The 26,385-nt window shown below is 69.4% G+C and carries 21 protein-coding genes and 1 pseudogene; 6 read left to right on the top strand and 16 right to left on the bottom strand.

Annotation, left to right across the window (positions count from 1 at the left end):
- Both VFB40_RS10460 and VFB40_RS10455 read right to left on the bottom strand, forming a co-directional pair.
- On the bottom strand, nt 1–226 hold a 226-nt coding region (locus tag VFB40_RS10460), incomplete at its 3' end, for a hypothetical protein (protein WP_324849377.1).
- Nucleotides 223–783 (bottom strand): ATP-binding protein, encoded by a 561-nt coding sequence (locus VFB40_RS10455; RefSeq protein ID WP_324849375.1) that lies wholly within the window; start codon nt 781–783, stop codon nt 223–225. The genes VFB40_RS10460 and VFB40_RS10455, both read right to left, overlap by 4 nt.
- A gap of 126 nt (nt 784–909) precedes the next feature.
- Between VFB40_RS10455 and VFB40_RS10450 the strand changes: the two genes are divergently transcribed.
- On the top strand, nt 910–1,689 hold the full coding sequence (locus tag VFB40_RS10450) for a GntR family transcriptional regulator (RefSeq protein ID WP_324849373.1): 780 nt from the start codon (nt 910–912) through the stop codon (nt 1,687–1,689).
- On the top strand, nt 1,686–2,453 hold the full coding sequence (locus tag VFB40_RS10445) for a glycosyltransferase family 2 protein (protein WP_324849371.1): 768 nt from the start codon (nt 1,686–1,688) through the stop codon (nt 2,451–2,453). The genes VFB40_RS10450 and VFB40_RS10445 overlap by 4 nt, the downstream gene beginning before the upstream one ends.
- Before the next feature lie 29 nt (nt 2,454–2,482).
- Here the strand turns inward: VFB40_RS10445 and VFB40_RS10440 are convergent, their stop codons facing one another.
- The 12 genes and pseudogenes from VFB40_RS10440 to VFB40_RS10385 all read right to left on the bottom strand — a co-directional run bounded on the left by VFB40_RS10440 (nt 2,483) and on the right by VFB40_RS10385 (nt 17,369).
- Entirely contained in the window at nt 2,483–4,285 is a 1,803-nt protein-coding gene (locus tag VFB40_RS10440; RefSeq protein ID WP_324849369.1) for an NAD-binding protein, read from the bottom strand.
- A 100-nt stretch (nt 4,286–4,385) separates the two neighbouring features.
- Nucleotides 4,386–5,522: an alpha/beta hydrolase gene (locus tag VFB40_RS10435; RefSeq protein ID WP_324849367.1), complete on the bottom strand. Its 1,137-nt coding sequence runs from the start codon at nt 5,520–5,522 to the stop codon at nt 4,386–4,388.
- A gap of 31 nt (nt 5,523–5,553) precedes the next feature.
- A complete protein-coding gene (locus VFB40_RS10430) occupies nt 5,554–6,588 on the bottom strand; it encodes a hypothetical protein (protein WP_324849365.1) in 1,035 nt (344 codons plus the stop codon).
- Nucleotides 6,589–6,592: 4 nt separating this feature from the next.
- Nucleotides 6,593–7,399: an ABC transporter ATP-binding protein gene (locus VFB40_RS10425; protein WP_349261426.1), complete on the bottom strand. Its 807-nt coding sequence runs from the start codon at nt 7,397–7,399 to the stop codon at nt 6,593–6,595.
- 109 nt (nt 7,400–7,508) lie between these two features.
- Nucleotides 7,509–8,510 carry an ABC transporter permease gene (locus VFB40_RS10420; protein WP_324849361.1) on the bottom strand — a complete coding sequence of 334 codons (1,002 nt, stop codon included), beginning with the start codon at nt 8,508–8,510 and terminating at the stop codon, nt 7,509–7,511.
- Nucleotides 8,511–8,584: 74 nt separating this feature from the next.
- Complete coding sequence (locus VFB40_RS10415) at nt 8,585–9,469, bottom strand: glycosyltransferase family 2 protein (protein WP_324849359.1); 885 nt, start codon at nt 9,467–9,469, stop codon at nt 8,585–8,587.
- Nucleotides 9,466–10,245 (bottom strand): CDP-alcohol phosphatidyltransferase family protein, encoded by a 780-nt coding sequence (locus VFB40_RS10410; RefSeq protein WP_324849357.1) that lies wholly within the window; start codon nt 10,243–10,245, stop codon nt 9,466–9,468. The genes VFB40_RS10415 and VFB40_RS10410 overlap by 4 nt, the downstream gene beginning before the upstream one ends.
- Nucleotides 10,226–11,317, bottom strand: a complete 1,092-nt coding sequence (locus VFB40_RS10405; RefSeq protein ID WP_324849355.1) for an iron-containing alcohol dehydrogenase family protein — start codon at nt 11,315–11,317, stop codon at nt 10,226–10,228. Before VFB40_RS10405 ends, VFB40_RS10410 begins: the two co-directional genes overlap by 20 nt.
- Nucleotides 11,318–11,400: 83 nt before the next feature.
- Nucleotides 11,401–12,123: pseudogene (locus VFB40_RS10400) on the bottom strand (phosphocholine cytidylyltransferase family protein); the annotation flags it as partial.
- 35 nt (nt 12,124–12,158) lie between these two features.
- Nucleotides 12,159–13,136, bottom strand: coding sequence for a UDP-glucose 4-epimerase GalE (galE, locus tag VFB40_RS10395; RefSeq protein ID WP_324849351.1), 978 nt, complete (start codon nt 13,134–13,136; stop codon nt 12,159–12,161).
- 109 nt (nt 13,137–13,245) lie between these two features.
- The gene (locus VFB40_RS10390; RefSeq protein ID WP_324849349.1) at nt 13,246–14,415 is read right to left on the bottom strand and encodes a glycosyltransferase family 4 protein; all 1,170 of its coding nucleotides are present in this window, start codon (nt 14,413–14,415) and stop codon (nt 13,246–13,248) included.
- Nucleotides 14,412–17,369 (bottom strand): bifunctional glycosyltransferase/CDP-glycerol:glycerophosphate glycerophosphotransferase, encoded by a 2,958-nt coding sequence (locus VFB40_RS10385; RefSeq protein ID WP_324849347.1) that lies wholly within the window; start codon nt 17,367–17,369, stop codon nt 14,412–14,414. The genes VFB40_RS10390 and VFB40_RS10385 overlap by 4 nt, the downstream gene beginning before the upstream one ends.
- 159 nt (nt 17,370–17,528) lie before the next feature.
- On the opposite strand from VFB40_RS10385, the gene VFB40_RS10380 reads away from it, so the two are divergent.
- From VFB40_RS10380 to VFB40_RS10370, 3 genes are all read left to right on the top strand, one after another.
- Nucleotides 17,529–19,226 (top strand): DUF5941 domain-containing protein, encoded by a 1,698-nt coding sequence (locus VFB40_RS10380; RefSeq protein ID WP_324849344.1) that lies wholly within the window; start codon nt 17,529–17,531, stop codon nt 19,224–19,226.
- Nucleotides 19,227–19,515: 289 nt separating this feature from the next.
- On the top strand, nt 19,516–22,140 hold the full coding sequence (locus VFB40_RS10375) for a PKD domain-containing protein (RefSeq protein ID WP_324849342.1): 2,625 nt from the start codon (nt 19,516–19,518) through the stop codon (nt 22,138–22,140).
- A gap of 129 nt (nt 22,141–22,269) precedes the next feature.
- On the top strand, nt 22,270–23,556 hold the full coding sequence (locus VFB40_RS10370) for a serine hydrolase domain-containing protein (protein WP_324849340.1): 1,287 nt from the start codon (nt 22,270–22,272) through the stop codon (nt 23,554–23,556).
- A gap of 13 nt (nt 23,557–23,569) precedes the next feature.
- Here the strand turns inward: VFB40_RS10370 and VFB40_RS10365 are convergent, their stop codons facing one another.
- Together VFB40_RS10365 and VFB40_RS10360 are read right to left on the bottom strand one after the other, a co-directional pair.
- Nucleotides 23,570–24,214, bottom strand: coding sequence for a response regulator transcription factor (locus VFB40_RS10365; RefSeq protein ID WP_324849338.1), 645 nt, complete (start codon nt 24,212–24,214; stop codon nt 23,570–23,572).
- The gene (locus VFB40_RS10360) at nt 24,178–25,506 is read right to left on the bottom strand and encodes a sensor histidine kinase (RefSeq protein ID WP_324849336.1); all 1,329 of its coding nucleotides are present in this window, start codon (nt 25,504–25,506) and stop codon (nt 24,178–24,180) included. Before VFB40_RS10360 ends, VFB40_RS10365 begins: the two co-directional genes overlap by 37 nt.
- Nucleotides 25,507–25,728: 222 nt before the next feature.
- Here VFB40_RS10360 and VFB40_RS10355 point away from each other — a divergent pair.
- Nucleotides 25,729–26,385 (top strand): MMPL family transporter (locus VFB40_RS10355; protein ID WP_324849334.1); only part of this gene is annotated, 657 nt, incomplete at its 3' end.

Genomic DNA, 26,385 nt, shown 5'->3' with positions numbered 1-26,385 from the left:
GGACGGGTGCGCCAGGAGGTGGGGTGGCGCAGGGGGTAACGGTGCAGCGGACAAGGCGTACCGTGCCGTCGGCGCTGAGCAGCCAGAAGCCGAAGCCGGTCTCGAGGTCGCCATCGAGCGCTGACTCGGGACGGGCACGCGCATCGTCGTAGAGCTGCTGAGCTTTGGCGGCGGTGATGTAGTCGGAGGTAATTCCGGCGCGGGTGAGGAGGAAGGTGTCGGTCATGAGGGGCTAGGCGAGGGAGGGGCGGGAGGTGCGGCTGGGCGTGTGGAGGGCTCGTCGAACCGTGCGGGTTCGGTGGGGCAGGCGAGTTCGGCCCACCAGACGGCGTGGTCCGGGTACCGGCTGTGGCCCCACTTGTCCGACGCGGACGTCACGATCGCCAAGCCGAATCCGTACTCCTCGGCCTCGGCGGCGCGGTCACGGTTGAGGTCTTCGTGGTGCATGGTCGTCCACGGGTGGATTGCGGGTACGGACGCGGCGTGAGGCGGAGTCGGGGTCTCGGGGTGGGACTCGGGCTCGGGCTTCGGCGGGGGCGGAGGTGGGTAGCCGAACGGACCGCCGTCCTTGACTTCGATGCGGATGCGGCCGGGCGCGAGGTCGACGGCGAGCTCGAACTGGCCGCCCCGGGAGGTGGAGTGGCGGATCGCGTTGGTGGCCAGTTCGGACACGATCAGCTCCGCGTCCTCGGCGCGCGGATTGCCGGGCAGCAGCGCGCGGACGGCGAGGCGGGCCACGGCGACCATGCACGAGAAGCCTGGCAGCGTGATCGAGATGCGCATGGTGGGTGCGGTCCCCCCGTGGGCCGTCGGCGGACTTGCTCTCTAGAGAGCTTCACCCTAGAGAGCTTGCGGCCTCCCTAAGGAGCCGGTCAAGCTATCCACGCCGACATTCCACTTCCCGGCGGGGTGAGACCGATCACCAAGCGCAAGTACGAGACCATCGCGGACGATCTGCGGGCGCGGATCATCGACGGCAGGCTGCCTCCTGGCGCGCGCTTCCCGACCCTTGCCGAGATTCAGGAGGATTACGGCGTCGCCGAGGGCACCGCGTTCCGAGCAGCGAAGATGCTGTTCGACGAGGGCCTCACCGACACCCGCCCGGGCGCGGCGACCCGGGTGCGCGGACGGCCGGAGGTCATCCGCCTCGTGCGCGCTTGGTACCTCGATCCGCCATCGGGGTCGCCCTGGCACGCCGAGATGGCGGCGCAGGGGCGCGTTGGAGCGTTCGAGGCGCATTCGGAAACGGCGGGCGCGCCTCCAGCGATCGCCGAGCGCCTCTCGATCGCGACCGGGGACTCGGTGGTGCGGACGGCGTACAAGTACACGGCCGACGCCAAGCCGACGTTTACCGCGACCAGTTGGGAGCCGCTCGGGCTCACCGGGACCACCGCGGCGCAGACTCCCGAGGGTGGCCCGTTCGGCGGCTGGGGCATCATCCGGCGGCTCGCGGAGGTCGGCATCACGGTCACCCGCGCGGTGGAGGAGATCGTGCCGCGCACGCTGACTGGTCCGGAGGCGGAGACGCTGGGTCTGCGGGCCGGGATCGCGATCATCGTCATCGAGCGGACGCATTACGCCGGTGACAAGCCGGTGGAGACCGCTGACATGGTGATCCCGCCGCCGTACCGCCCGCGCTACGAGATCCCGGTCGAGACCGTGGCAGAGGAAGAGATGGGCGTGGAGTGACCGGCGAACGGGTGCTGTCGGTGGTGACGCCGATCTTTGAGCCGCAGCCGGATTACTTGATGCAGGCCTATGAATCACTGGCCGGGCAGGAGATGCCGGCGGGGTGGGCGTGGGAGTGGGTGGTACAGGAGGACGGCCGCACGGGTGAGGTAGGCCGGTTACTGCCGCCGGATCCGCGGGTGCGGGTCGGGATGGGACGGCCGCACGGCGGAGTGGGTCAGACCCGGAATATGGCGCTGGCGCGATCGCGCGGGGAGCTGGTGAAGGCGTTCGATGGCGATGACGTGATGGGGGCGGGGTGCCTGGCGCGGGATATTCGGGTCCTTACTGATGGCGTCGCGGACAACGAGGCGGGCGCAGTGCAGTGGACGACGTCGCGGGCGCTTGACCTGCTGCCGGACGGTTCGACGGTCGCGTCAGAGCACGATCCGGAGCCCGGGCGCCTGGAGCCGGGCTTCGTGGCGGATTACTGGCGCACGCATGGCTATCGGCTGCCGGTTCACGGCGTGACGCTCTGCATGCGACGGCAGCTGCTCGTCGCCCTGGGCGGCTGGATGGGCGTGCGGGGGTCGGACGACACGGGGTTGCTGGTTGCGGCGAGCGTGGTGGCGCCGGGCTATTTCCATGGCGAAGTAGGGCTCTACTACCGCAAGTGGCCCGGACAGGTCACGGCGCAGGCGGCGCACACGGAAGCGGGGGAATGGACCGCGCGGATGAGGCTGATTGAGGAGAGGGGGGAGGCGTTGCGGGAGGTGTGGAGGTAAGGGAGAGGCAAAGGGGGTGAGGGGCAAGGTCAGGAGACGCGGCTGGTGTGGCGGCCGAGGCCGGCGCGGGTGGCCAAAAGCACGTACGTGTCCCCGGCTTCGAGTCGGCGCGCGTGGTCCGGCCGCCATTGGTAGTCGCGGGCATGCCTCGTGCGTACGGCGATGACGCGCACTTCGCCGGGGACCTCGATGTTGTGCAGGGTCCTACCCACGAGTCCTGATTCCTCGTCGGCTACGAACTCTGCGACGAGGACCACGTGGCGGTACACCGAGAGCGTGCCCAGTACCTCGCGGCCCATCAACGCGGCGGCGAAGGCCGGGGCGGCCAGGTAGGACACGGATCGCGAGGCCGCGTTCGTGAAGGTGCGATAGACCTGGGTGGCGAAGTCGTCGTCGAAGAGGCGCAGCACGACGCGCACGTCCGGAGCCAGGGCTCTGGCTTCCAGCGCCGCCTCCAGGTTGGCCGCGTCGTCTCCGGTGAGGGCGAGCACGGCCCGGCAGCGGTGCACGCGGGCCTTGCGCAGCTGGTCTTCCAGCGGCGCTTCTCCGGTCAGGACCGGCAGTTCCATGCCGCGGACCGCCGCGATGCCGCGTGCGGTCGGGTCGCGTTCGATGCAGACCACCGGGATGCCGATCTGGTGAATCAGGGTCGCGACACGGACGCCGACGTTGCCGAGACCGAAGACCACGACGTGGCCGCGTACGCCCGCACTCGGCTGGCGGGCGATGCCGGCGCGGCCGCGCGCGATGACGTCCAGCATGATCGCGGTGATCGCCGGGATGAACATGATGCCGCAGAACGTGCTGACCACTTGCGCGACCCGCTGCCAGGAGCCGCCGGTCTGGCTCGGCTGCCCGAACACGTCCGGCTGCGCCGCGCCCGCCATGTCGAGCAAGGTGTCGTAGACGGCCCACGCAAAGCGCTGATTCAAGTACCAGACGGTGAAGAACGAGGCCAGCACGGCGATGAACGCGCCGAGGAAGACCCGGCTGAGCTGCGTCGCGCCGAGCAGGCGGCGCAGATCGACCAGGCGCCAGCGCAGCCGGGAGAACCAGGAGGGGGTGTGCGGGCGCACGCCGTCGAGGAAACGGAGCACGGCTCGGGTGCCGGGCACGAGCGGGGAGTCGGCGGGGTCAGCGGCGTCGGTGATCGGGGCCGGGCTGAGATCGGGAGATATGGCGGGCGTGGTGAATCCGGCTATGGGGATCGGGGGTTCTCGGGTGACGCCGCTGATCCAGGTGGCGGCGGGGCCCGGGGCGTCGGGAAGCAGGCGCATCTGGGTGAGGTCCTGCTTGTCGATGCGGTCTGCGATGGTGCACAGGAAGTCCGCCGGCTCTCCGTCCACGCCGATCTCGACGCTCACCGACTTGCCGCCGACCTGCACCGAGTTGGGCCGGCGCAGCGCCGCGTTGACGAACGCCGGGGCGGCGGTGGCCGAACGGGAGAGCGCCGCGCAGTTGTTCAGCAGCCGCTCGACATGCTTGCCGAGGCGCTGGTTGTACATCCGCAGCACGACGCGGATCTGCGGGTTGAGCGCCTGGGCGCGAAGCGCGGCGTGGATGTTGCTCTGGTCGTCGCCGTCCACGAGCGCGATGCCGCGCGCCGTGGCCACATCGGCGGACTTGAGCACCTCCTCGGTGATCGTGGGCACCGCGATGACCGAATCCCGGCCGAGGAGCTTCGTGATCTGCGGCGCGTGGTCCCGCTCCCGGTTCGGCACGATCGCGACGACGGAGACCTCGTACAGCTCGGTCAGTTCGGCGACGAGACGGTGCGCGAGTGTGTTGGCGCCGCAGACGATGTAGTCGGGTCCCCGCCCTCGATCCGCCATGATCCTTGATGGTAGAGGCAAGAGACGGGCTGTGGGCAGGGTGTGCCGCCTGTGCTGATGGCCACCGGAAATGGCGCGGCGGGCCGGTTCCGGTCCCCGGTCAGCCGGCCGCGGGAATCAGGTGGCTGCTGAGCCACTGGAGCGCGGCGGGGACCTCGGCGTTCCAGGTGTTGAAATTGTGGCCGCCGGAGGCGCGGATCAGGGTCGAGACACGCATCGGCGGCTTGGCGTCGCGGACGAACTGCAGCGTGGGCCCGTAGTTCGTCTCGCCGGCGCGGCTCGTGGTCAGCAGCGCGGCGATCGGCGGCGAGGGCAGGTGCTCTATCCGCCACAGCAGGTCGTTCTCTTGACGGAACACCGGGTCGCCGCCGTACAGGTCGCCGGTCGTACCGTCCTGCAGGGCGCCGAAGTACCCTGACAGGCTGGCCGCGGCCGAGAACCGGTCGGAGTTGAGCATCGCCAGCTTGAGCGCGCAGTAGCCGCCGGTGGAGTCGCCGACCAGTCCCCAGCCGGACGCGTCGCTGTTGACCCGGTAGGTGCGTTCCACGGCCGAGGTCACGTCCATCGCCCAGAACTCGCCGGCGCGCGGACCGCCGCCGGCCACGTCGGTGCACTCGGTGTCGCGGCCCGAGATGATCATCGGCGACATCATCACCAGGACCATCGGCTTGTCCTGTCCGGCGTTGATGCCGTCGACCAGGCGGGCCGGGTAACGCAGCAACGTGACAAGCTTGGTGACGTCGCCGGGGTAGCCGCTGGAGACGATGACCGTGGGGAACAGGGTTTTGCGATAGCCGGCCTGGAAGTACTGCGGCGGCAGGTAGATCAGCGCGTGCGCGGACAGGCCGGTGAGCTGGCCGCGGATCGTCACGTCGTCGAGCCTGCCGCCCCGGGCCGGGTCCGCGCCGCCGGGGATCGGCAGCGTGCTGTGGCTGTTGACGGTGATGCCCGAGCCGTTCTGCGCGGCGCCGAGCGGCGCGGGCGCCGAGGCCGCGTAATTGCCGGTGGCGACGCTGACCAGGTCGTGCCAGGACCCGTAGAAGCCGAAGTAGTTGTTCGCGGCGGCCAGGACCGTGGCGAGCAGCAGCACTTGGGCGACGGCGAGGGCGCCGACGCGTCCGATCAGCGCGCGCGGGCCGTGGCCGGCCAGCCTCGGCCAGAACCGGACCACGGCGACGAAGCCCGCGGCGGTCAGCACCGCGAGCAGGATGAGCAGGGGGAGGCCCGTCAGGCTCATGACAGGGGCCTCATTGCCGGGTTCTTGGCGGTCATGACTGCGGCGCGCCGTTCTGCAGGGTCTGCGCGAGCCAGTCGAGCGTTTGGGACTCGCTGGTCGGGCCGGGCGTGGACATGACCTGGAGCGGCGGGCGGACCGGGCCGAGTATGGCCTGCGGCGGCTCCCCGGTAGCCGCGAACAGCAGGCGGCTCGGCGGCGCGGGATAGTTGCGCAGCCACCACGCGGGGTCTGCCGGCGAGCCCGGTGCACCGAAACGCTGCCAGCGGCCGAACACCGCGGCGGCCGAGTACCGTCCGGCATCTTCCAGGGCGAGCGCGATCGCGCAGTCGCCGCCGTCGCCCGGGCCGCCGCCCATGACGCCCCACGCGGCCGGGCTCAGCCGCACGCGGTAAGAGTCGGCGACTGCGGTACGCAGGTCCTGGCCCCAGAACTGCTCGGCTGACGCGGCGTTCGGCTCGTTAACGCACGGGATGTTGTGATGGTGGTCGCCGCGCACTATGACGACGACGGCTTGCGGCGGTCGCTGCTTACCGGACATGAGGTCGGAGGCGAGGGTGGCCACGCCGGGGTCTGAGGTGTCGTCGACGACGATCGCCGGGTAGTAGCGGCGGCCGTCTGCGGGGGCGTAGTACTCCGGCGGGAGGAAGACCTGGAGCCCTGCGGTTATGCCGCTGCGCAGCCCGACCAGCGTGGTGCTGACCATCGTGGCCTTCGGCGACGCGCCCGGCTTCGAGGAGGACTGGGAGGCCGGGGTCGCGGTGCTGCCGCCCTGGAGCTGCGAGGCGTTGACGTTGGGCTGCACCACGCCGGAGTCCTTGAGCTGGTAGCGCTGCGATCCGACGCCGAACAGGTCGCTCCAGGACGTATAGAAGCCGAACAGGTCGTTCGTCAGCGCGGCCACGGTGATCAGCAGCGCGACCTGGGTGGTGAGCAGCAGCCCGATCCGGCCGGCCACCGGGCGCCGCCCGCGGCCGGCCAGCCTCGGCCAGAGCCATATCGCCAGGCCGCAGGCCGCCAGCGCGAGCAGGCCCAGGGTCACGAGGAAGAGCTTGCTCGTGATGCCCATGGCGTCAGCCGTTGCTCCAGGCCTCGTAGGCCGCGGTCACCTCGTCGACGTCGCCGTCCATCCGGATCAGGCCGGCCTCCAGCCAGATCGCCCGGTCGCAGATGTCGCGCACCGAGTTGATCGAGTGGCTGACCACGAACACGGTGCCCGCGTTGCGTCGCAGCTCCCGGATGCGGTCCTCGCTGCGGCGCTGGAAGCCGGCGTCGCCGGTGGCCAGCGCCTCGTCGATGAGCAGCACGTCGTGCAGCTTGGTGGCGGCGATGGAGAAGCGCAGCCGCGCGGCCTGGCCCGCCGAGTAGGTCTTCATCGGGCGCAGCGAGGTGTTCGGGGACTTCTCGTCGATGCCGGAGAAGTCGATGATCGACTGGTACTTCTCCTTGATCTCGGTCGGGTGCAGGCCCATCGCCAGGCAGCCGAGGACGACGTTGCGCTCCCCGCTCAGGTCGTTCATCAGCGCCGCGTTCACGCCCAGCAGGCTCGGCTGGCCGTCGGTGTACACGCCGCCGACCTTCTCGGCCGGCAGCAGGCCCGCGATCGCGCGCAGCAGGGTGGACTTGCCCGAGCCGTTCGAGCCGATCAGGCCGATCGACTCGCCGCGGCGCGCGACGAAGGAGATGCCCTTGATGGCGTGCACGTCGCGCAGCGCGTCGTGCTTGCGGCGGTGGATCATCCGGTTGAGCGCACCGGTGGCGGCGCCCTTGGTGGCGCCACTGCCGCCGTAGATCCGGTAGTGGACGTGCAGGTTGTCGACGACCACCGTCGGCGTGTTCTTGGCGGCCTCGGCGCGGCGCTTGGCCCGGCGCTCCAGGATCTCCTCGCGGGTCAGCTCCTCGCCGTCGACCACGATGAGATCCGCCGCCGCCGTGGTGGCGACCGGCCCGCTCTTCTTGGGAACCGCCTTCTTGGCAACCGCCTTCTCATCAGCCACGGCCGTATGTCTCCTCACCCTGCCAGAAGTACAGGTACCCGCCGATGCCGACGACCAGCGCCCAGAACACCAGCCACAGCCACGCGTGGGCCGGGACGTACATCGCGTTGGCGTAGTCGGCGGCGACCTTCGGGTCGGTGCTGGCCGGGACCCTGATCAGCTGGTCGCGGATGACCTGGATGAACATCAGCGGCGGGTTGTGGTCGAGGATCCAGGTGACCACGGCGGGCACATTCGGGTGCTGGGCGACCATCTTCTTGATGCTGTAGAAGACACCGGAGCCGTAGAGCCAGGTGCGCAGGATGAAGGGCAGCAGCTGGCTGGTGTCGGTGAGGATCGCGCCGAAGCGGGCCACCAGCAGCGCCAGGCCGGTGTTGAAGACGAACTGGAGGCACAGCGCCGGGGCGATCAGCAGCCAGTGCCAGGTAAACGGCTCGCCCTTGGCCAGGGCCACCGCGGCCAGGATCGCCATCGCGATCAGCAGCTGCTGCAGCTGGATGATGGTGATCGCGATCGGCAGGCTGGCACGGGGGAAGTACAGCGCGCGGATCAGGTTGAGGTTGTCGCTGATCGCCCGCGAGCCGTACAGCATCGCGGTCTGCATGAAGTTGAAGATGAAGACACCGGTGACCAGGTAGACCAGGAAGTCCGGCACGCCGCGGTTGGTGCCAAGCAGCACGCCGAAGATCAGGTAGTAGACCCCGACGTTCAGGATCGGGGTGAGCACCTGCCACAGCTGGCCGAGCCGGGAGCCGGAGTAAAGCGCCTGGTTGCGGGCGGTCGCCCAGGTGATGATGAAGTGCCTGGCCACCCAGAGCCGGCGCGCGTACGCGACCGGGTTCGGGCGCTTGCCGGCCACCGAGAGGCCGTACTTGGCCGCCATGCCCGAGCCGCCGAGCTCCTGGAACTCGGGGTCCACCGGGGGCAGGCTGACGTCGCCGGGGTCGGCGCTCTTGCGCTCCGGCTCAGCCGCCACTGTCTGCGTACCGCTCACTTCGACTCTTCTCGCCCTCATCGCCTTACTAGTCTGACTGACCGGGCCCGCTGCCCGGTTGCCTCCGCGCGCCGTCAGATGATGGGCGGCCGGCCGAGTCTGGTCATCCGCCAGACAGTACGCCATCGCATGGGATGCCGCGGACCGGCGCTGCTGCGCACGCCCTCGGCGAATCCGGCCAGCCACGGGCGCAGCGTCGACAGGTCGCGGTTGCGGGCCACGGTCAGTGCGAACCAGACCGCCAGGTAGACCGGGACCAGCGGCCACGGCAGGTTGCGCTTGGCCAGCCAGACCCGGTTGCGCGCGACCATCCGGTGGTAGGTCGCGTGCCGGGTCGGGGAGGTCGCCGGGTGGTTCAGCGTCAGGTCCGCGCGGTACTCGATGCTCCAGCCCGCGTCCAGCGCGCGCCACGCCAGATCGGTCTCCTCGTGGAAGAGGAAGAACTCGGCGGGCAGCAGGCCGACCTGCTCGAGCACGGCGGTGCGGGTCGCGTTGGCGCCGCCGAGGAACGTGGTGACCTGTGAGGAATGGTTCGGATCGCCTACCCGCACCCGCGGCACGTGGCGCCGCTGCACGGTGCCGGTCTCGGGATCGGTGATGCGGAAGGAGACGATGCCGAGGCGCGGCTCGGCGGCGAAGGCGGCGCGGACCTTCTCGGCGACCTGGTCGCCGTCGAGGGAGCCGTCGTCGTCCAGGGTGAGGATCACCTCGGGCCGCTGCTCCGGCGGCAGCTCGAGCAGGACCCGGTAGCCCTCGTTGCGGCCGGCCGGGATGCCGAGGTTCTCCGGCAGGTCCACGGTGCGCACCTCGCCGAGGTCGGGCAGTTCCGAGGCCTTGACGCCGTTGCCGACGACCACGACGTCGATCGGATCGCCCTGCTGCTTGCCGACCGTGCGGATCAGGTCGGCCAGCTCGGCCGGGCGGTTGCCCATGGTGAGGATGACGGCGGCGAGTTTCATCCCTTGAGCCTGCTCGACATGACGATGGAGACGAAGTGCAGGAAGACCATGGCCAGCGCGATCCCGGCCAGGATCGCGACGGCGAGCCTGGTGTAGAACAGGCCGCTGGCTCCGCCGCCGGTGGCCGTGTCGAGCAGGCCGGCGAGCAGGACCAGCAGCGAGGTCTCGATGACCACGATCAGCCGGTGCACCTTGAACGCGGAGGCGAGCAGGCGGGCCTTGGCGACCGTCGCGGAGCGGGGCACGGACGCGCTCTCGGCGACCGCGACCAGGCCGGAGCGGGCGCGGGCCACGTCCACCAGGTCGGTCTCCGACTTGACGATCAGCACGCCGACCGCGGCGGTGAAGCCGAGCACTGTCCACGGCCCGGAGTGCAGGTGGTCGGCGCGGAAGCCGAGGCCGACCAGGAACGCCGCCTCGACGCCGTAGGCGCCGATCCGGTCGAGGTAGACCCCGATGATCGAGGTCTGCTTGCGCCAGCGGGCCAGTTCGCCGTCGACGCAGTCGAGCAGCAGGTACACCTGGATGAGCAGCGCGCCGAGGATCGCACCGACGAGGCCGGGGATGAGCAGCGCGGCACCCGCGGCCATCCCGGCGACGATCATCAGATAGGTATAACCGTTCGCTGAGATGGGCGAGTTGACGAGGAGTCGGGTGACGCGCAGTGAGATCCACCGCATGTAGAGCCGTCCGGCCCAGTGTTCGCCGCTGCGCCGCTGCATCTTCTCCGGCGGCTGAACGACGAGCCGCAGCTCATCAAGCGTAGGTGTCGACATAATCCTTCACCGCGTCGCGCAGTTTCGCTTCGGTCAGGTCGAGGTGTTCCAGGATCGTGTAGCGTCCGGGCCTGGTCCGCGGCGCGTACGTTACCGCTTCCACGAATGAAGCGGCATCAAGGCCCAGATCGGCCGGGACGGCAGCCAATCCGTGGCGCCTTAACGCATCCACGAGCTGCCTTGTCCGCTCCGCATCCCCGCGCAGGTGGGACGCGAAGGCCGCGCCGAGGCCGACCTGCTCGCCGTGCTGGCCGTACTTGCCCGGGAAGAGCAGCACGAACGCGTGCGAGATCTCATGGCAGGCCCCTGAGCACGGTCGGCTGTTCCCGGCCACGGACATGGCCAGGCCGGAGAGGACCAGGGCCTCAGCGAGCACGGCGAGGAAGGCCGGGTCCTCGATGCCGCCCGGCTGGTGCAGTACCGCCTCGGCTGCGGTGCGGGCCATCGCGGCGGCAAGACCGTCCATCGGTTCGCCGGTCATCTCGTGGGAAAGCTCCCAGTCGGCGAGGGCGGAGAGGTTGGACAGCGCCTCGCCGACCCCCGCGCGTACGAACGCCGCGGGTGCGTCGCGCACCAGATCGAGGTCTATGACGATGCCGATCGGTCCCGGGACGCCGTAGGAGCCGCGGCCGGCGTCGTTGTCGAGGGTGGAGACCGGCGAGCAGATGCCGTCGTGCGCGAGGTTGGTGGCGACCGCGACCATGGGCAGGCCGAGCCTGGCGGCGGCGTACTTGGTGACGTCGATCACGCGCCCGCCGCCGAGCCCGACGATCGTGTCGTAGGAGCCGAGGCCGTGGCCTCCCCCGGATCCGGCGGAGGCGCGGATTCGGTCGGCGACGTCGACGGCGTCGTCCAGGGTGCCGCCGCGGATCGGGAACCAGCCCGCGTCGGCGGGCAGGTACTCGCGCAGCCGTTCGCGCAGTTCGCTGCCCGAGCCCTCGCTGATCACGATGGCGAGCCGGCCGGAGGTGGAGATGCGCTGGTCGGCGAGGATCGCGGGCAGCTCTCTGGCGGCTCCGGCGCCGATCCGCACGGCCGCGGGACCCGGGATGAGCCGAGTGAGGACGGCCACTACCCGCGCCCGGCCACGCTCGAGTCGGGCCCGGTCAAGTCAGCAGCGGCGGCGGACTCGGAGTCGGCGGCGCGGGTCGCGACGATGCGGCGGGCCTTGGCCAGGTCGTCGTGGTTGTCGATCTCGACCCAGTCGACCTCGCCGATCGGCTGCACGTCGACTCGGAAGCCGCGGTCCACCAGCTCCTGGTAGCCGTCCTCGTAGTAGAGCTGCGGGTCGCGCTCGAAGGTCGCCCTGAGCGCGTCGGCCAGCTCGGCTCCGGCCTCCGGCTCGATGAGCGTGACGCCGATGTACTCGCCGGTGGCCTCGGCGGGCTCCATGAGCTTGGTGATCCGCCGGACACCGCCCTCAGGCGTCCAGACCACCTTCATCTCCTCGTCGGCCAGCTTCTTGACCGAGTCGAGGGCGAGGATGATCCGCTGCTCGCCGCCGCGCGCGCCCAGCAGCGTCCGCTCAACCGAGGCGGGGTGCACGGTGTCGCCGTTGGCCAGGATCACGCCCTCGCCGAGCAGGTCACGGGCGCACCAGAGCGAGTAAGCGTTGTTCCACTCCTCGGCCTTGTCGTTGTGCACGAGATGCAGCGATACGCCGTAGGCGGCCTCCAGCGCCGCCTTACGCTCATGCACCGCCTCGGCGCGGTAACCGATCACCACTGCTGCATCAGTCAGGCCGACTTCGGCGAAGTTCGCGAGCGTCAGGTCCATGACGGTGCGATCGCCGTCCACGGGCACTAGCGCTTTGGGCAGTGTGTCCGTATATGGGCGCAGTCGACGACCCGCCCCGGCGGCGAGGATAAGCCCGATCATGGTTCCTGTTCCGCGTTGCTCGATGTAGCTAGTGACTAGTGCGTGAATGCATCATGGCGCATACGCCAACCGGCCCACGCGGAGGCCACCATATCTGCGATGTCGTACTGAGCGGACCACCCGAGTTCGGCCTTGATGCGCTCCGCGGACGCGATCGAACGCGCGGCGTCACCAGCGCGCCGGGGCGTGATCTCCGGCACGAGGTCGCTGCCGGTGTGCTCGAGGATGCGGTCTACCAGCTCACGGACCGAGACGCCTTCGCCGCGGCCGATGTTGAGCGTGAGCGCCGCGTGCTCGTCCTGCTCAAGGCGCCGGGCCGCGGCGACGTGCGCGCTGGCGATGTCGCCGACGTGGATGTAGTCGCGGATCGTGGTTCCGTCAGGGGTGTCGTAGTCGTCGCCGAAGATCCGCGGTGGCAGTCCGGCCTCGATGCGCTCGAAGACCATCGGGACGATGTTCAGCGCGGTCGGGTCACCGAGCTCCGGCGAAGCGGCGCCGGCCACGTTGAAATAGCGCAGATTGGCGTAGGCCAGGGCGTGCGCGGCGGCGACGTCCCGGATCAGCCACTCGCCGATGAGCTTGGTCTCGCCGTAGGGGGACTGGGGCTCGCACGGCGTGTCCTCGGTGATCAGCGGCACGTCGGGCGAGCCGTAGACCGCGGCGGAGGAGGAGAAGACCAAGCGCCGCACCCCGGCGTCGACCACGGCCGAGAGCAGGGTGCGCAGGCCGCCGAGGTTCTCCTCGTAGTACCAGAGCGGCTTCTCGACGGATTCGCCGACCTGCTTCTTCGCCGCGATGTGGACGACGCCGCCGATCTGGTGCTCGGCGAGCACGCGGTCCAGAAGCGCCCTGTCCCGCACCGAACCGATCTCCAGCGGGACACCGTCGGGCACTCGGCTCTTGTCCCCCGTGGACAGGTCATCGAGCACGACGACTCGTGCGCCGTCAGCGAGCAGTGCGCGCACCACGTGCGACCCGATGAATCCGGCGCCTCCGGTAACCAGCCACGTCATGCTGCCGACCCTATCCGAGAGCCTGCGACCGTTCGGCGATGATCGCGTAATACGTCTGTGACAGCCAGGCCGAGCGCCGGGCGAAGGGTGGCTAACGCCACACCCGCAATTACCGCAGCACGAGGGTGATCATCCGCTCCCAGCGGTCCACGATCCGGTCGGGCGCGTAGGCGGAAACGCTTTCCAGCGCGGCCTTGCCCATCGTGGCGCGCTCCCCCGCGTCGTCCATGAGACGGCCCAGGGCGTTGGCCAGGGCTTCGGTGTTGCCGGGCGGCGCGAGCAGGCCGTTCACGCCGTCATGGACGAGTTCGCGGACACCGGGCGCGCAGTCGAAGGCGACGCAAGGCAGCGCGCAGGCCATCGCTTCGAGCAGCGACATCGGGAAGCCCTCGGCGCGCGAGCCGCTGGCGAAGATCGAGCCCTCGACGAGCGCGGCCGCGATGTCGCCGGTCTGCCCGGCGAAGTCGACGCTCGATTCGAGGCCGAGGGCTCGGGCCTGTTCGCGCAAAGCGTCGTGTTCGGGGCCCGAGCCGTAGATGCGCAGGGTCCAGCCGGGCCGGCTGAGGACCGCCTGGTGCCAGGCGTCGAGGAGGAGGTCGAAGCCCTTTTCCTGGGAGAGGCGTCCCGCGGCCACGACGACACGGGCAGCCGGGTCCGCGCCCCCGAGCGCGGGAATCGGAAGCGGGTTCGGGATCGCGGCGGCGTTGTTCATGCCCGCGCGCGTCCACTCGTGCGCGTCGGCGTCGGTGAGGGAGACGAAGCGCGCGGCGGTGCGGTACAGGCTGCGGACGCGTCGGCCGCGGCTCGATGCGTTGGCTGCGGCGTAGGACTCGTGGCTCATCGCGATGACCGGCAGGCCGGGCGGTGCGGCTTGGGCGACCCATTCCATCGCGTGCACCTGGGCGCAGATGACGACCGTGTCTGCGGGGTCTGATGCCGCGGCGAAGAGGGCGCGCAGGCGGTCCGCACCGGAGCGCTGAACGGCCTGCCAGCGCTTGTAGCGGACGTAGGCGATCGGGTTGGCGATGCGGGAGAGCAGCGCGGGTTTCGGCTTGCCGCCGTACAGGTTCGGGTGGATGAGCGAGGCCTGATACGCAGGCTCGACGCGCTCGCCGTCCGGGCCGGCACTGGTCAGCTCGTGCGGCTGCCGTACGGCGAAGATGCCGACGAGGTGCACCCGGTGCCCGCGCTCGGCGAGCAGCTCGCCGGTCCGGTGCGCCCAGCGCTGCACTCCGCCGAGTTCGTGGATCGTGTTGCAGACGATGAAGACGTCTGTCATCGCGCACCGCCCTTGCCGCCGAAGAACCGGGCGACGATCTGATCCGCGGCGGTGCCGGTCTCGTACTCGCCGAATTCGTGCGCGAATTGCTTGCGGGCATCGGAGTGCGGATCGGGGGTGCTCCCGCCCGGAGCGGCGAACGCGTCGATCGCGGCGAACAGCTCGTCCTGGTTGGCGGTGAACGGTCCGGGTGCCCGCTGTGCGAGGTCGAAGTACGTGCCGCGGTCCTGCGCGTAAGTCGCCGCGTCGGGGGCGAAGAACAGTAGCGGCCGGTCGAGCAGCGCGTAGTCGAACATCACCGAGGAATAGTCGGTGAGCAAGCCGTCCGAGGCCAGCATCAGCTCCGTGACGTCGGGGTACGTCGACACGTCACGGATCGCGTCCCCGGCTTCCTGCGGCACCTGCACCGTGTTGAGGTAGTGCGCGCGGACGAGGAGCAGAATCCGATCGCCGAAGCGGCGGGCGAACTCGTCCAGGTCGAATCCGGGCTCGAACGGACCGCTCGCGTTGCGGAACGTCGGGGCGTACAGCAGCACCCTTCGACCGTCCGTAATGTCGAGTTGCCGGCGCACGTGCGCGGTGCGCTCATCCCGGTCGGTGGCGAGCAGCGCGTCGTTGCGGGGATAGCCGACGCGCAACGGCTCGGCGCGCAGCTCGAACGCCTGGACAAGGGTTCTGATGTCGTACTCGGAGCGGACCAGGAAGTAGTCGAACCGGCCGACCGCCTTGACCAGCTTCTTGCGATCGGCGGCCAGCATCGCGCGCACGTGCGGCGTGTTCAGGCCCATCCGCTTGAGCGCGGTGCCATGCCAGGTCTGGAGGTACGTGGTGCCGCGGCGTTTGCCGATCCACTGGGGGAAGCCCTGGTTGTCGACCCAGAACTCGGCTCGGGCCAGAGCTCGTAGATAAGCCCACGAGTTCCGCTTGACCAACGTGGCGTCCTTGGGGAATCCCGCGCTGCTCTTGGCGTACGACCAGTAGACCTTGCCGCGGTATCCGGAGCGACGCAGCGCCTCGTAGATGTACTTGGGGCTGTCACTGTACGAACCGCCCATGTGCGACTCGAAGACGACCGAGCCGCGCCGCAGCGGCAAACGTGTCAGTGCGCGTGCATACAGCTCGCGCTTGATGCGGGGGTCGTTGACGATCTGTGCGCGCTTGTAGAGGCGTTGCGCAATGCGTAGGACGCGTGCGCTGCGCCGACTCGCCCCGGACTGATTGAAGGGAGCGGTGACGGCGCGGGCGATCGGATTGCGGGCGGTGAGGTTGAGCGTGAAGAGGCCGCGATGGTTGATGCCGGCGATCCACGTGTCGCCGACTGCGCGGGTGAGCAGGGGGCGGGCCGGGAGAGTGAGGGGCGCGTCCGGTCCGCTGTCCGAGGCGTCGGGCAGCTTCAGCGCGGTGACCTTTGACTCGCTCGTGCCGAGCGCTCCGGCGGTCAGCCGCAGCCGGATTTCCCAGACCTGGTCGACGATCCCGACCGGCTTGACGGTCTTGGTCGGGTTGAGCTCGACCGCCCAGCGGATGCGGCTGCCTTCGTGAGTGACGTCCTTGGCCTTGACCCGGTACTTGCGGATCGCGCGGGCCACCGGCCGGAACTCGACCGACGCCGACAAGTCAGCGCCCCGCGGAACGCGGTCGAGCGGGTTCACCGTCTCGCCCTCGATGCGAATGCGGCCGCCATCGAGTGCGCGCAGCCCGGTCAGGTGGGAGGCGAGGTTTGTCCGGTTGAACGGGACACGCGACCATCCGAGCCCTGTCACGTCGAGCGCGCCGCGGCCGGCCTCGGTGTCGAGATGCGCGTCGCACCAGTACACGCGGCCGTCACGCTCGACGAGATCCGAGGTGATCCTGGTGCGCTCCAAGGCTTTCGCGCTCTCGCGGGTGCGGTCGAGCAGGTGCTCGCAGACCGTCACCAGGTTCGGCCAGTCGTCCTCGATCAGCAGGTAAGCGCCGGCGACGGCGACCCGGTGCGGGCAGCGATCGAATGCCTCCGGTCGCAGAGTGCGTAGGTAGCTGCGGAACATCTCGGTGAACTCGGCGATGTACCCAGGCTCCTGATAGGGCAGATCGCGCAGGTAGAGCACCAGGTCGTGCTCGATGAACTTGGCGTCCTTCGCGATCTTCACCGCCACGTCGCCACCGGCCGCGAGCCAGCCGGCGATCGCCTCGTCGATCATCCGGTGGATGGCGATCCGGTCGCGCACGTTGGAGATCTCGTCGCGCCGGTTGGAGATGGACTTCTGCGCGGCCCTGACGATGACGTTCCAGTGGTACACGGTCTCCGGGATCAGTACCATGCGACGCGCGGCGAGGTAGGCCTTCGCCGAGAACAGCAGGTCCTCGTAGTGGAAGCCGACCGGGAAGCGCAGCGCGTGCTCCGTCGAGCCGTGTCCATTCAAGAACGCGCGCCGATAGCACTTGTTCGTGGACAGCGTGTCCCGCAGCAGGTCAGGCATCTGCGACACGCCGTCGAGGACCCGCCGCTCGGCGTACATCTCAGGCCACCACGGCACCGTCTCCGTCAGCCCGGAGCGGTTGTGGTGCACGCGCACGCACACGCCGGAGACCAGGTCCGCGTCGTGCTCCTCGGCCGCCTCCAGCATGTTCAGGCAGGCGTGCATGTCGAGGGTGTCGTCCGAGTCGAGGAACATCACGTACGTGCCGAGCGCGGCCTCGATGCCGGCGTTGCGGGGCGCGGAGCAGCCACCGCTGTTCTGCGCGAGCCGCAGGTAGCGCACCCGCGGGTGCTTGGCGGCGAGACGCTCGGCCACCTGCTGCGTCGAGTCGGTCGAGCAGTCGTCGACGATGATGACTTCGAGGCTGCGCAGGGTCTGCCGGAGAACCGAGTCGACGGCCGTGGGCAGCCGGGCCGCGACGTTGTACACGATGACGACCACGCTGATGTCCGGGGCCGCGGGGGCCACATCCGACGCGGAAGTCTCACTCGGCACGTCGCGTCCTCACTACTTGCTCGGTCTCGGCCCCCCGCGCCCGGTCGTCCGCCGGTCCCGGCGATCGCTGCACGATGGTAGCCGAACACGGTGAGGGACTACCGTTGCCGGGACTATGGTTGCCGCCGGGCCAACAAGTGTGAAGAGGAAGGCCGCCGAGTGCGCATTCCCACCATCGCGGTGCTGACCGGACCCCAGCCAGTGGACGGGGACGGGGTGTTGCGTACGGAGCTGTCCGCCCTCGGGGCGACCGTCGTGGACGCGGACGGCCCCGCGGCCGCGGCGCGGGCCGTGGCCAGCGCCTCGGCGGCCGGGCGGGTGGCGCTGGTGGACCGGCGGCTGATCGCGCACCGGCACGCGCTGCGGCTCGCGATCGAGGACCCGCGCTGGACGGCCGCGCACTCGGTCGGCGTGCTCACGGTGTCCGGTCAGGCTCGCGAACTGCTGGCGACGCGGCTGCGCACGCTGCCCGATCTCACCGCGCACCGCGTCGAGGGCGCGGGACCGGCCGCGAAGCTGACGGCCCCGCGCCCGCTGGTCCCGGACGTGCTGGCCACCCAGTTGGCCGAGTCGCTGCCGATCCACGAGGTGGTCCTGCCGACCGGCCTGATCGCGACGTTGGTCGACGCACCGCTGGCCGCCCGGAAGGACGCGTACGAGCGGGTGGTGCAGGTCGACGGCGAGGCGATCCGGCTGCGCAAGGCGGTGAAGAGCGATGACGGGCTGTTCGCGACGCTGTTCGTGTCGTCGTACTCGCGCTTCCTGGCGCGTTGGTGCGCGGATCGGGGGCTGAGCCCGAACCTGGTCACGACGCTCTCGCTGCTGATCGCGATCGTGGGTGCGATCACGGCGGCGACGGGCACGAGGGCCGGGTACATCGCCGCGGCAGTGGCGTTGTACATCTCGTTCGTCCTGGACTGCACCGACGGCCAGCTGGCCCGCTACGCGCTGAACTTCTCGCGCGTCGGCTCGTGGCTCGACGCGACGTTCGACCGCGCGAAGGAGTACGCGGTCTACGCGGGCCTGGCCTTCGGCTCCGCGCACAACGGTGACGACGTGTGGCTGCTCGCGGCGCTCGCGATGGCGCTGCAGACGGTCCGGCACCACGTCGACTTCGCCTTCCATGAAGGGAACAGAGGGCGGGGCGCGGCGGGCGCGAACGACGGCAACACCCAGCCGCTGCCCGTCACGCCGGAGAAGTCCCTCAGCTACTGGGCACGCAAGATCATCGTGCTGCCGATCGGCGAGCGCTGGGCCCTGATCGCACTGCTCACCGCACTCACCAAGCCGCGCACGACCTTTATCGCACTCCTTGTCTGGGGTCTGATCGCCGCCGCGTACACGACCGCCGGCCGGGTCCAGCGCTCGCTCGCTCCACAGATCGCCGAGCGCACGCCGGAGGCCGCGGCGGCGCTGTACTCGATGTCTGACATCCTCGCCCGGCCGCTGGCCGAGGCCCGCAGGCTCGGCTCGAAGCTGGGCTGGCTGGTCCCGCCGGTCTACCACGCGTTCGAATACGCCATCGCGATCGCGCTCGCGGCGGAGGTCCACGGTGCGATGCCGGTCGCGTTCCTGTACCTCGCGGCGGTCATGTACCACCACTACGACGTCGTGTACCGCATCCGCGCGGGGGTTTCCGTACCGCGCTGGCTGGCGGTAGCCGGAGCGCTCGGCTTCGAGGGCCGGGTCGTGATCCTGGTGCTCGCGAGCTTCATCCCGACCAAGCCGGCCCACCACGGCGTCACGTACGCGTTGCTCGCACTCGCGGTGTATCTGTGGACGCTCTTCCTCGCCGAATCGGTGCACTTCTGGCTGCGCCCGACCGCGACCGCTCTGCTTCCCGCCGATCCGGCATGACCTCACGCGTCCCGACTGCATCAACCACGCAACATTGTCGCCCGATCGGTCGAGGTAAGAGTACTGTCTACCTGCTTAGTCGGGCTGGATCGTACCTAAGGGGTGGGCGGTGCACGGGCGCCGTGTCGCGACGGGGGTCGCGCTTCTCATATCAGTCGGATCACTCACGCCGCTGCCGGCCGCCCACGCGGCCACCGGCGCGACGCTGTACGTGAACAACACCATCTTGACCTGCTCTGACACGACCACGGACAGTTCAGTCACGCCGTACTGCACCATTCCAGCGGCTATGAACGCGGTCACCCCGGGCGAGACGATCTCGCTCGGCGGCATCTATCCGCCGTTCTCCGTCACCAAGTCCGGCACGCCGAGTCAGCCGATCACCATCACGGGTGGCACGTCCGCGGTGCACGGCAGCGCGGCGGCCATCCAAGTCACAAGCGGCTCGGCGAACCTCATCACCGTCACGAACGCCTCCTATGTGAACCTCATCGGCCTGCGAGTCAATGCTTACCTAGGCTCTCCCGTCGTGATTTCGGGGTCAGACCACATCTCGCTCGACGGCCTTCGGACCGGACAGGCCTCCGCGGCGGTGGTTCCGCAGGTTCAGGCTGTTTCCTCCTCTCAGCTCACCATCTCCAGGAGCCAGCTGCGCGGCGGAATGACGACGCCGATGATCTCGATCACCGGCGGCACGGGCGACACGATCACGACGAACGCCGTGGAAAACCTCGGTAACCTCCACCGGCCCGGTATTGCGCTCGACGGTGTGACGTCATCGGCGATCACGAGCAACAGCGTGAGCCCGTGGTGCGGGTACGGCATCTCGGTCTCGAACGGCTCGACGTCCACGACGATCGAGAACAACGTCGTGGCCCAGTTGGCCGGGCCGACGGCTGTCGCGTGTCCCGCCGCGACGGCTTCGAGCCCGAACCTCCCGCTCGCCGTCGACTCCAGTTCGACGCCGGGCAGCAAGGCCGACTACAACGACGTCAACGCGGCGTCTGACACGAACATCGCCTACTCGTGGGGCGGCAGCACGTACGCCGACGCTGGTTCACTCACCGCGGCGACATCTCAGGGTGCGCACGATTCGAACTCCGTAAGCTCAGTCTCGATCTTCGGGCAAAGCAGCCCAGTCGCCGTCGATTCGGCGGACGCCTCGGCGCCCGGTGAGCTGAACACGGACATCCTCGGTAACCCACGCGTGGACGACCCCTTGGTGGCCGACTCCGGCACCGGGACGCTCACCTACTACGACCGCGGCACGGTGGAGTACGTCGATCCAATCAGCGCGACCTTCTCTTCTTCGGTGCCGCGTGCGCTTACCGGCGTTCCGGTCACCGTTTCGGCCGCTGTGACGGACCCCTGGTCCGTCACGGACTTCTGCGCCATCGACTACGGCGATGGCACGGTGACGGACCAGGTCCCGGTCACAAACGGCACCTGCAGCGCGTCACACCCTTACTCGACTGCCGGCACGTACTTCCCAACGGTGACGGCGACCAACTCGTACGGCGGTCGGACGACCGTCAACGGGGGGCCTCTTCAGATCGCCGTCCCCGCGCCCTTCCTGCCGAAGCTCGTCGTGAGCCCGATCGGCGGCCTGAGCGTGGAAGCGGACGCCACCGGGTCGACCGATGAATGGCCGATCAGCGACTACAAGTTCGACTTCGGTGACGGAACCATCGTCGAGGGCACTTCCGCGCTCGACACCGACCACCCATACGCCAAGGCAGGCACGTACACGGTCACCGTGACCGAGACGGACCTGGACGGCCAGACGGCCAGCACGTCCGCGCGGTTCACGACGGCAGCGTCCTACTACACACCGGTGAGCCCGGTACGGATCCTCGACACCCGCAAGGGGATCGGCGTTCCCACCGTGGCGAAGGTGCCCGCGAACGGCACCCTGAGCCTGAAAATCGCCGGCGTGGCAGGAGTGCCCCAAACCGGCCTGCGTGCAGTCGCACTGAACGTGACTGTGGTCAATCCGACGCAAACCGGCTACATCACGGCCTATCCCGCCGACGCCACACCGCCGACCACCTCGAATCTCGACTTCACGCCAGGCCGAACCTTCGCGAACTCGGTCATCGTGAAGGTCGGCGCGAACGGGAGCGTCAGCTTCAAGAACGGCAGCGGCGGAACCGTTGACCTGGTAGCGGATCTCGCGGGGTACTACAGCGACGATTCGACCTACGGCTATACGTCGGTGTCACCGATCCGGCTGCTGGACACCCGAAAGAGCGCCTCGACCATCGCGGCGAACGGCGTCCACAAGCTCTACGTGGGCAACTACACCGGGGCCGCGGCCGTGGCCTTGAACGTGACCGTGACCAACCCCAAGCAGGGTGGCTACCTCACCGCCTATCCGGACGGCGAGAACCGTCCGGTCGTCTCGAACCTCGACTTCATGGCGGGGCAGACGATCGCGAACCAGGTCATCGTGAAGGTCGGCGCGGACGGCTATGTGGACTTCGCGAACACGAGCGCGGGATCCACGGACCTGATCGTGGACATCGACGGCTATTTCCGCTCGGGGTCCGGAAGCTTCTTCACACCGATCACCCCGACGCGGGCGTGGGACGTGGAAACCGTCGGCATAGGCACCACTGACGTCCCGATCGGGTACGACGCCGGCAGCTCGGATCTCTGGGGGCTGCGCGGCGGATCCATCGCGGCGAATCTGACGGTCGCCGATCCGTCAGACGGCGGCTATCTCTCGGCTTATCCCGACGACGCAACCACCACACCGACGATCTCGGCCCTCGACTTCCCCGCAAATCAGACCGTCACGAACGCGGCGACCGTCACCTTGGGAAGTCAGAACTACGGCATCGACCTGCATCTGGCGGAGTCGGGTGTGGCGCGGCTGATCGTGGACGTGTTCGGGTACTACTCGACGACCTGACCGCCGAAGCGCGGGGGTGGTGCCTGCACCACCACGAAGACTGATTCTGCTACCCGTGAAGGTCTAACCAGGGTTCGGAAGACTCCTCGATGTCCAGTTCAACGAGACAAGGGCATCGGGGAGTTTTTCGTGGACGCGAAGTACCTGCGGGCGTTCGCTCGCGCGGGGCACGCGCGCGCCGGCGCGTTGGTCGGGGTGGTCGGCGCGGTGGCGCTGGTCTGCGGGGCACTGGCGCCGGTGGCGCAGGCGGCGGCTCCGGGCACAGGCACACCGGGCGGACCCGCAACGGCGGCTCGGGCGGTGGTCGGATCCGGCTTGCCGCCGCTGCGATCACCGCAGCTGCCGCCGCTTGATCCGGCAGCGTTGCAGGCGGCTGTCAGCGGCCTGCCGAACGCCGATATCACGGGCGCGCTGGCGCAGGTGAACGATCTTCAGAGCGGTGACACCTGGCGGGGAGTGTCAGGGCTCGGGGACGTGGCAACCGGCAGCGCGCCGTCGCCTTCCGATCGCTTCCGGATCGGCAGCGTGACAAAGGTGTTCACCGCGACGGTGGCTCTGCAACTCGTCGCCTCGCACCAGGTCTCACTCGCCGACAGCATTCAGCACTACCTGCCCGGCGAGCTGCCTGCTTCCTACCCGCCGATCACGGTCGCCGAGCTGTTGAACCACACCAGCGGGCTGCCCGGCGTGAACGTCGGCGACGACGAGGGCGATCCCGCCGGGTTTGTCACGCACCGGTTCGAGCACCCGACACCGCAGCAAATCGTCGGGGCGCTGGCCGGGGAGCCGATGGCGTTCACGCCGGGGACCGCACAGCGGTACAACGGCGTGAACTACTTCCTGCTGGGCATGCTGATCGAGCGCGTCACCGGGCACAGCTACGCCGACGAGGTGGATGCGCGGATCATCAAGCCGCTGAAGTTGCGCGACACGTCAGTGCCAGCCGCGACCTCTTATCGGATCGCGGGCCCGCACTTGCACGGATACTTGGCGGTTCCGGCGGCGGACGGCCGCGGCGCAACCACGCTCGTCGACGTCACGGAGCAGAGTCCTTATCCGTGGGCCGAGGGCGGCATGATCTCCTCCGCTCGGGATCTGCGGACACTGATGGTCGCGCTGTTCACCGGGCGGCTGCTGCCGAACGCCGAGCTGGACGACATGTTCACGGTGCCGGACGTGCCGTATATGGGCACTGATCACTGCACCGGGCAGGCCTGCTTTGGTATGGGATTGATGAGCGCGGCGATTGGCGACATCACGGTCTGGGGGAAGACCGGTTCGCGGCCCGGATACACCGACGGAGTCTTCGCGACGCGGGACTTGCAGCGCGTGCTGGTGTACGCGTTCAGTCCGACGAGCGAGTCGGTGAACACCACCCCGTTCATTCTCGGGATTGCGAAGGCGACTCTGTCCTGACCAGGTGCGGCGATCAGCGGTCCAGGTACGCGAGGACGGCGAGCACCCTGCGGTTGTCATCGTCGGAGGGCGGCAAGTCCAGCTTGGTGAAGATGTTGGAGGTGTGCTTCGTGACGGCGCGCTCGGTGATGACGAGACGTTGCGCGATCGCCGCGTTGGAGCGGCCCTCGGCCATCAGGGCCAGAACTTCCACTTCGCGCGGGGAGAGGCGGCCCAGCGGTTCCCGGCTGCTGCCGCGCGCGAGCAGCTTGGCGATCACCTCCGGGTCCATCGCGGTCCCGCCGGCCGCCACCCGCTGCACCGCGTCGACGAACTGGGCCGCGTCGAAGACCCGGTCCTTAAGGAGATAGCCGACCGCGCCGGTGCCGTCCGCGAGCAGCTCGCGGGCGTAGAGCTGCTCGACGTACTGGGAGAGCACCAGCACCGGCAGCCCGGGCACCTGCCGCCGAGCGGCGAGGGCGGCTTGCAGCCCCTCGTCGGTGAACGTCGGGGGCATACGCACATCGACCACCGCCACATCCGGGCGGTGGTCGATCAGTGCTTTGAGCAGACTTGGTCCGTCGTCAACGGCCGCGACGATCTCGAAGCCGTGGGCTTGCAGCAGCCGGGATAGCCCTTCTCTCAGGAGGAAGAGGTCTTCGGCGAGGACAACGCGCACGGAATCTCCAGGGCGACTACGGTCGGCCCGCCGGGCGGGCTCGTCACGGTCAGCAACCCGTCGAATGTACCGATCCGGCGCTCCACTCCGCGCAGTCCAGTGCCGCCGGCCGGATCCGCGCCGCCGCGTCCGTCATCGGTCACAGTCATCCGCAGCAGCCCGCTCGCGTACGAGAGGTCGATCCAGGCCCGGCTCGCGCCCGCGTGCTTGGCGACATTGGTCAGAAGTTCACTGGCCGCGAAGTACGCCGCGGACTCCACCGGCGCCTGGGCGCGGCCGGGCAGGTCTGCGGTGACCTCGACGTTCAGTGCGCTGTCGAGGGCGAGCGCACGCACCGCGTCGGCGAGCCCGCGGTCGGCCAGCACCGGCGGGTGGATGCCGCGTACCAGCCCCCGAAGTTCGGTCAAGGCCTTGACGGAGGCGTCGCGGGCCTCCATGAGCAGGGCGCGGGCCTCGTCGGGATGCTTCTCCATCAGTGCCTCTGCCGCGCTCAGGTTCATGCCCATCGCCACCAGGCGGGCCTGCGCGCCGTCATGCAGGTCGCGCTCGATGCGGCGCAGTTCGGCGGCCGAGGCGTCCACGGCGTCGGCGCGCGTCTCGGTCAGGTGCTGCACTCGCAGCGCCAGCTCGGCCGCGCGGGTGGGCTTGAGCAGGACTCTGGTCCACAGCGCGTGCGCTCGCAGCAGGCCCGGCGTGACGTAGAAGCTGAGGATCGCGATGAACACGCCCATCCCGGCCGGCACCCAGCGCCACTTCTCGTTGCCCTGCTGGACGTGCACGAACGTGTACCAGTCGTTGTAGCCGTGCCGTACGAGGATCGGCCACAGCGAGGAGAGCACGACACCCTCGATGCCGTAGAGCAGCATGACGGCCGCGAACAGGCCGAGGGTGAAGCCGACGACCGTGTCGAGGAAGCTCCACACCAGGTCGCGCCAGGTCGCCGGGTCCCGCAGGATCCACCGGCAGCGCTCCGCGATCCCCATCACGCCGCGTTGGAACTGCGGCTTCGGCCGGTAGGGGCGCTGGATCTGCACGCCCTGCCAGCGCCAGGCCAGGTGGCGGGCCAGGTTGGCCACCTGCCGGCACAGCCACGTGGAGATGGGCAGCAGCAGCAGGCCGACGCCGAGGCCGATGAATCCGAGGATGTCGACCTGCAGGACGACGACGCCGATGTTCAAGCCGGCGATGAAGGTCAGCACGAGCCCCTGCCACGGGGCGAGCAGCGCGCGCTTGAGCCGCGACGTGGGCGGCCTGCGCACCGCGACCGAGTCGGCCGGAGCGGTGATCGTCATCTCTCGCACCTCCTGTGAGCCCCCGTCGTCGAGACGTGGCGGGATCAAGTCTGCGTGAGGGCGTAGTGGTGCGCACGGGACCTACGCGGCCGATCCGGGGGTGTACCTATCTACACCCTAATTGGGGGCTCAACCGCATGTCAGAGGCATGGTCCGGATTCCTAGGTTTGGTGTGGGGGCCGGTGAACCGCACCGGCGACGACGCCCACAGGGGAGACTCCCGTGCATACTCCGGTTCGACAAGAGGGAAGACGCAATCTCGCCGCCTCGCTAGGCGGCTGGAGCGCGCGGCACCGCAAGACCGCCGTCTTCGGCTGGCTGCTGTTCGTGGTGCTCGCCACCGTGATCGGCGGTGCGGCCGGGCAGCGGAACCTGACCGACGCGCAGCAGGGCACCGGTGATTCGGCGCGGGCGCTGCAGATCCTGCAGGACGCGCACATCTCGCAGCCGGCCAGCGAGATGGTGCTGGTGCACAGCGCGACGCAGACCACGAACGATCCGCAGTTCCGCGCCGCCGTGCAGGACGCGATCACCGCCGTGCAGGGCACGAAACTGACGCAGAACCTGCGTGACCCGTACTCGGCCGGCTTGATCTCGGCCGACAAGCACAGTGCCCTGATCGAATTCGACATGGCCGGCGACCCCACCTCGGCGGCCGACCGGGTGCAGCCGGTCATGGACGCGGTAGCCAAGGTCGGGCCGACGCATCCCGGGATCGCAGTCAGCGAGTTCGGCGACGCCTCGGCGAACCACTGGTTCAACAACACGCTCGGCAAGGACTTCAAGCACGCGGAGTGGACCGCAGTCCCGCTCGCGCTCGGCATCCTGCTGGTCGCCTTCGGCGCGCTGCTCGCGGCGATCCTGCCGGTGCTGCTCGCG

It is taken from the genome of Actinocrinis sp. (genome assembly GCF_035650855.1).
Lineage (GTDB): Bacteria > Actinomycetota > Actinomycetes > Streptomycetales > Catenulisporaceae > Actinocrinis.
This window is presented reverse-complemented; position numbering and strand designations above follow the sequence as displayed.

Excerpts from the sequence above, each read along its gene's own strand:
- VFB40_RS10455 (WP_324849375.1), bottom strand. The coding sequence starts at position 783 with ATGCGCATCTCGATCACGCTGCCAGGCTTCTCGTGCATGGTCGCCGTG.
- VFB40_RS10440 (WP_324849369.1), bottom strand. The coding sequence starts at position 4,285 with ATGGCGGATCGAGGGCGGGGACCCGACTACATCGTCTGCGGCGCCAAC.
- VFB40_RS10435 (WP_324849367.1), bottom strand. The coding sequence starts at position 5,522 with ATGAGCCTGACGGGCCTCCCCCTGCTCATCCTGCTCGCGGTGCTGACC.
- VFB40_RS10430 (WP_324849365.1), bottom strand. The coding sequence starts at position 6,588 with ATGGGCATCACGAGCAAGCTCTTCCTCGTGACCCTGGGCCTGCTCGCG.
- VFB40_RS10415 (WP_324849359.1), bottom strand. The coding sequence starts at position 9,469 with ATGAAACTCGCCGCCGTCATCCTCACCATGGGCAACCGCCCGGCCGAG.
- VFB40_RS10410 (WP_324849357.1), bottom strand. The coding sequence starts at position 10,245 with ATGTCGACACCTACGCTTGATGAGCTGCGGCTCGTCGTTCAGCCGCCG.
- galE (WP_324849351.1), bottom strand. The coding sequence starts at position 13,136 with ATGACGTGGCTGGTTACCGGAGGCGCCGGATTCATCGGGTCGCACGTG.
- VFB40_RS10390 (WP_324849349.1), bottom strand. The coding sequence starts at position 14,415 with ATGACAGACGTCTTCATCGTCTGCAACACGATCCACGAACTCGGCGGA.
- VFB40_RS10375 (WP_324849342.1), top strand. The coding sequence starts at position 19,516 with ATGAACGCGGTCACCCCGGGCGAGACGATCTCGCTCGGCGGCATCTAT.
- VFB40_RS10360 (WP_324849336.1), bottom strand. The coding sequence starts at position 25,506 with ATGACGATCACCGCTCCGGCCGACTCGGTCGCGGTGCGCAGGCCGCCC.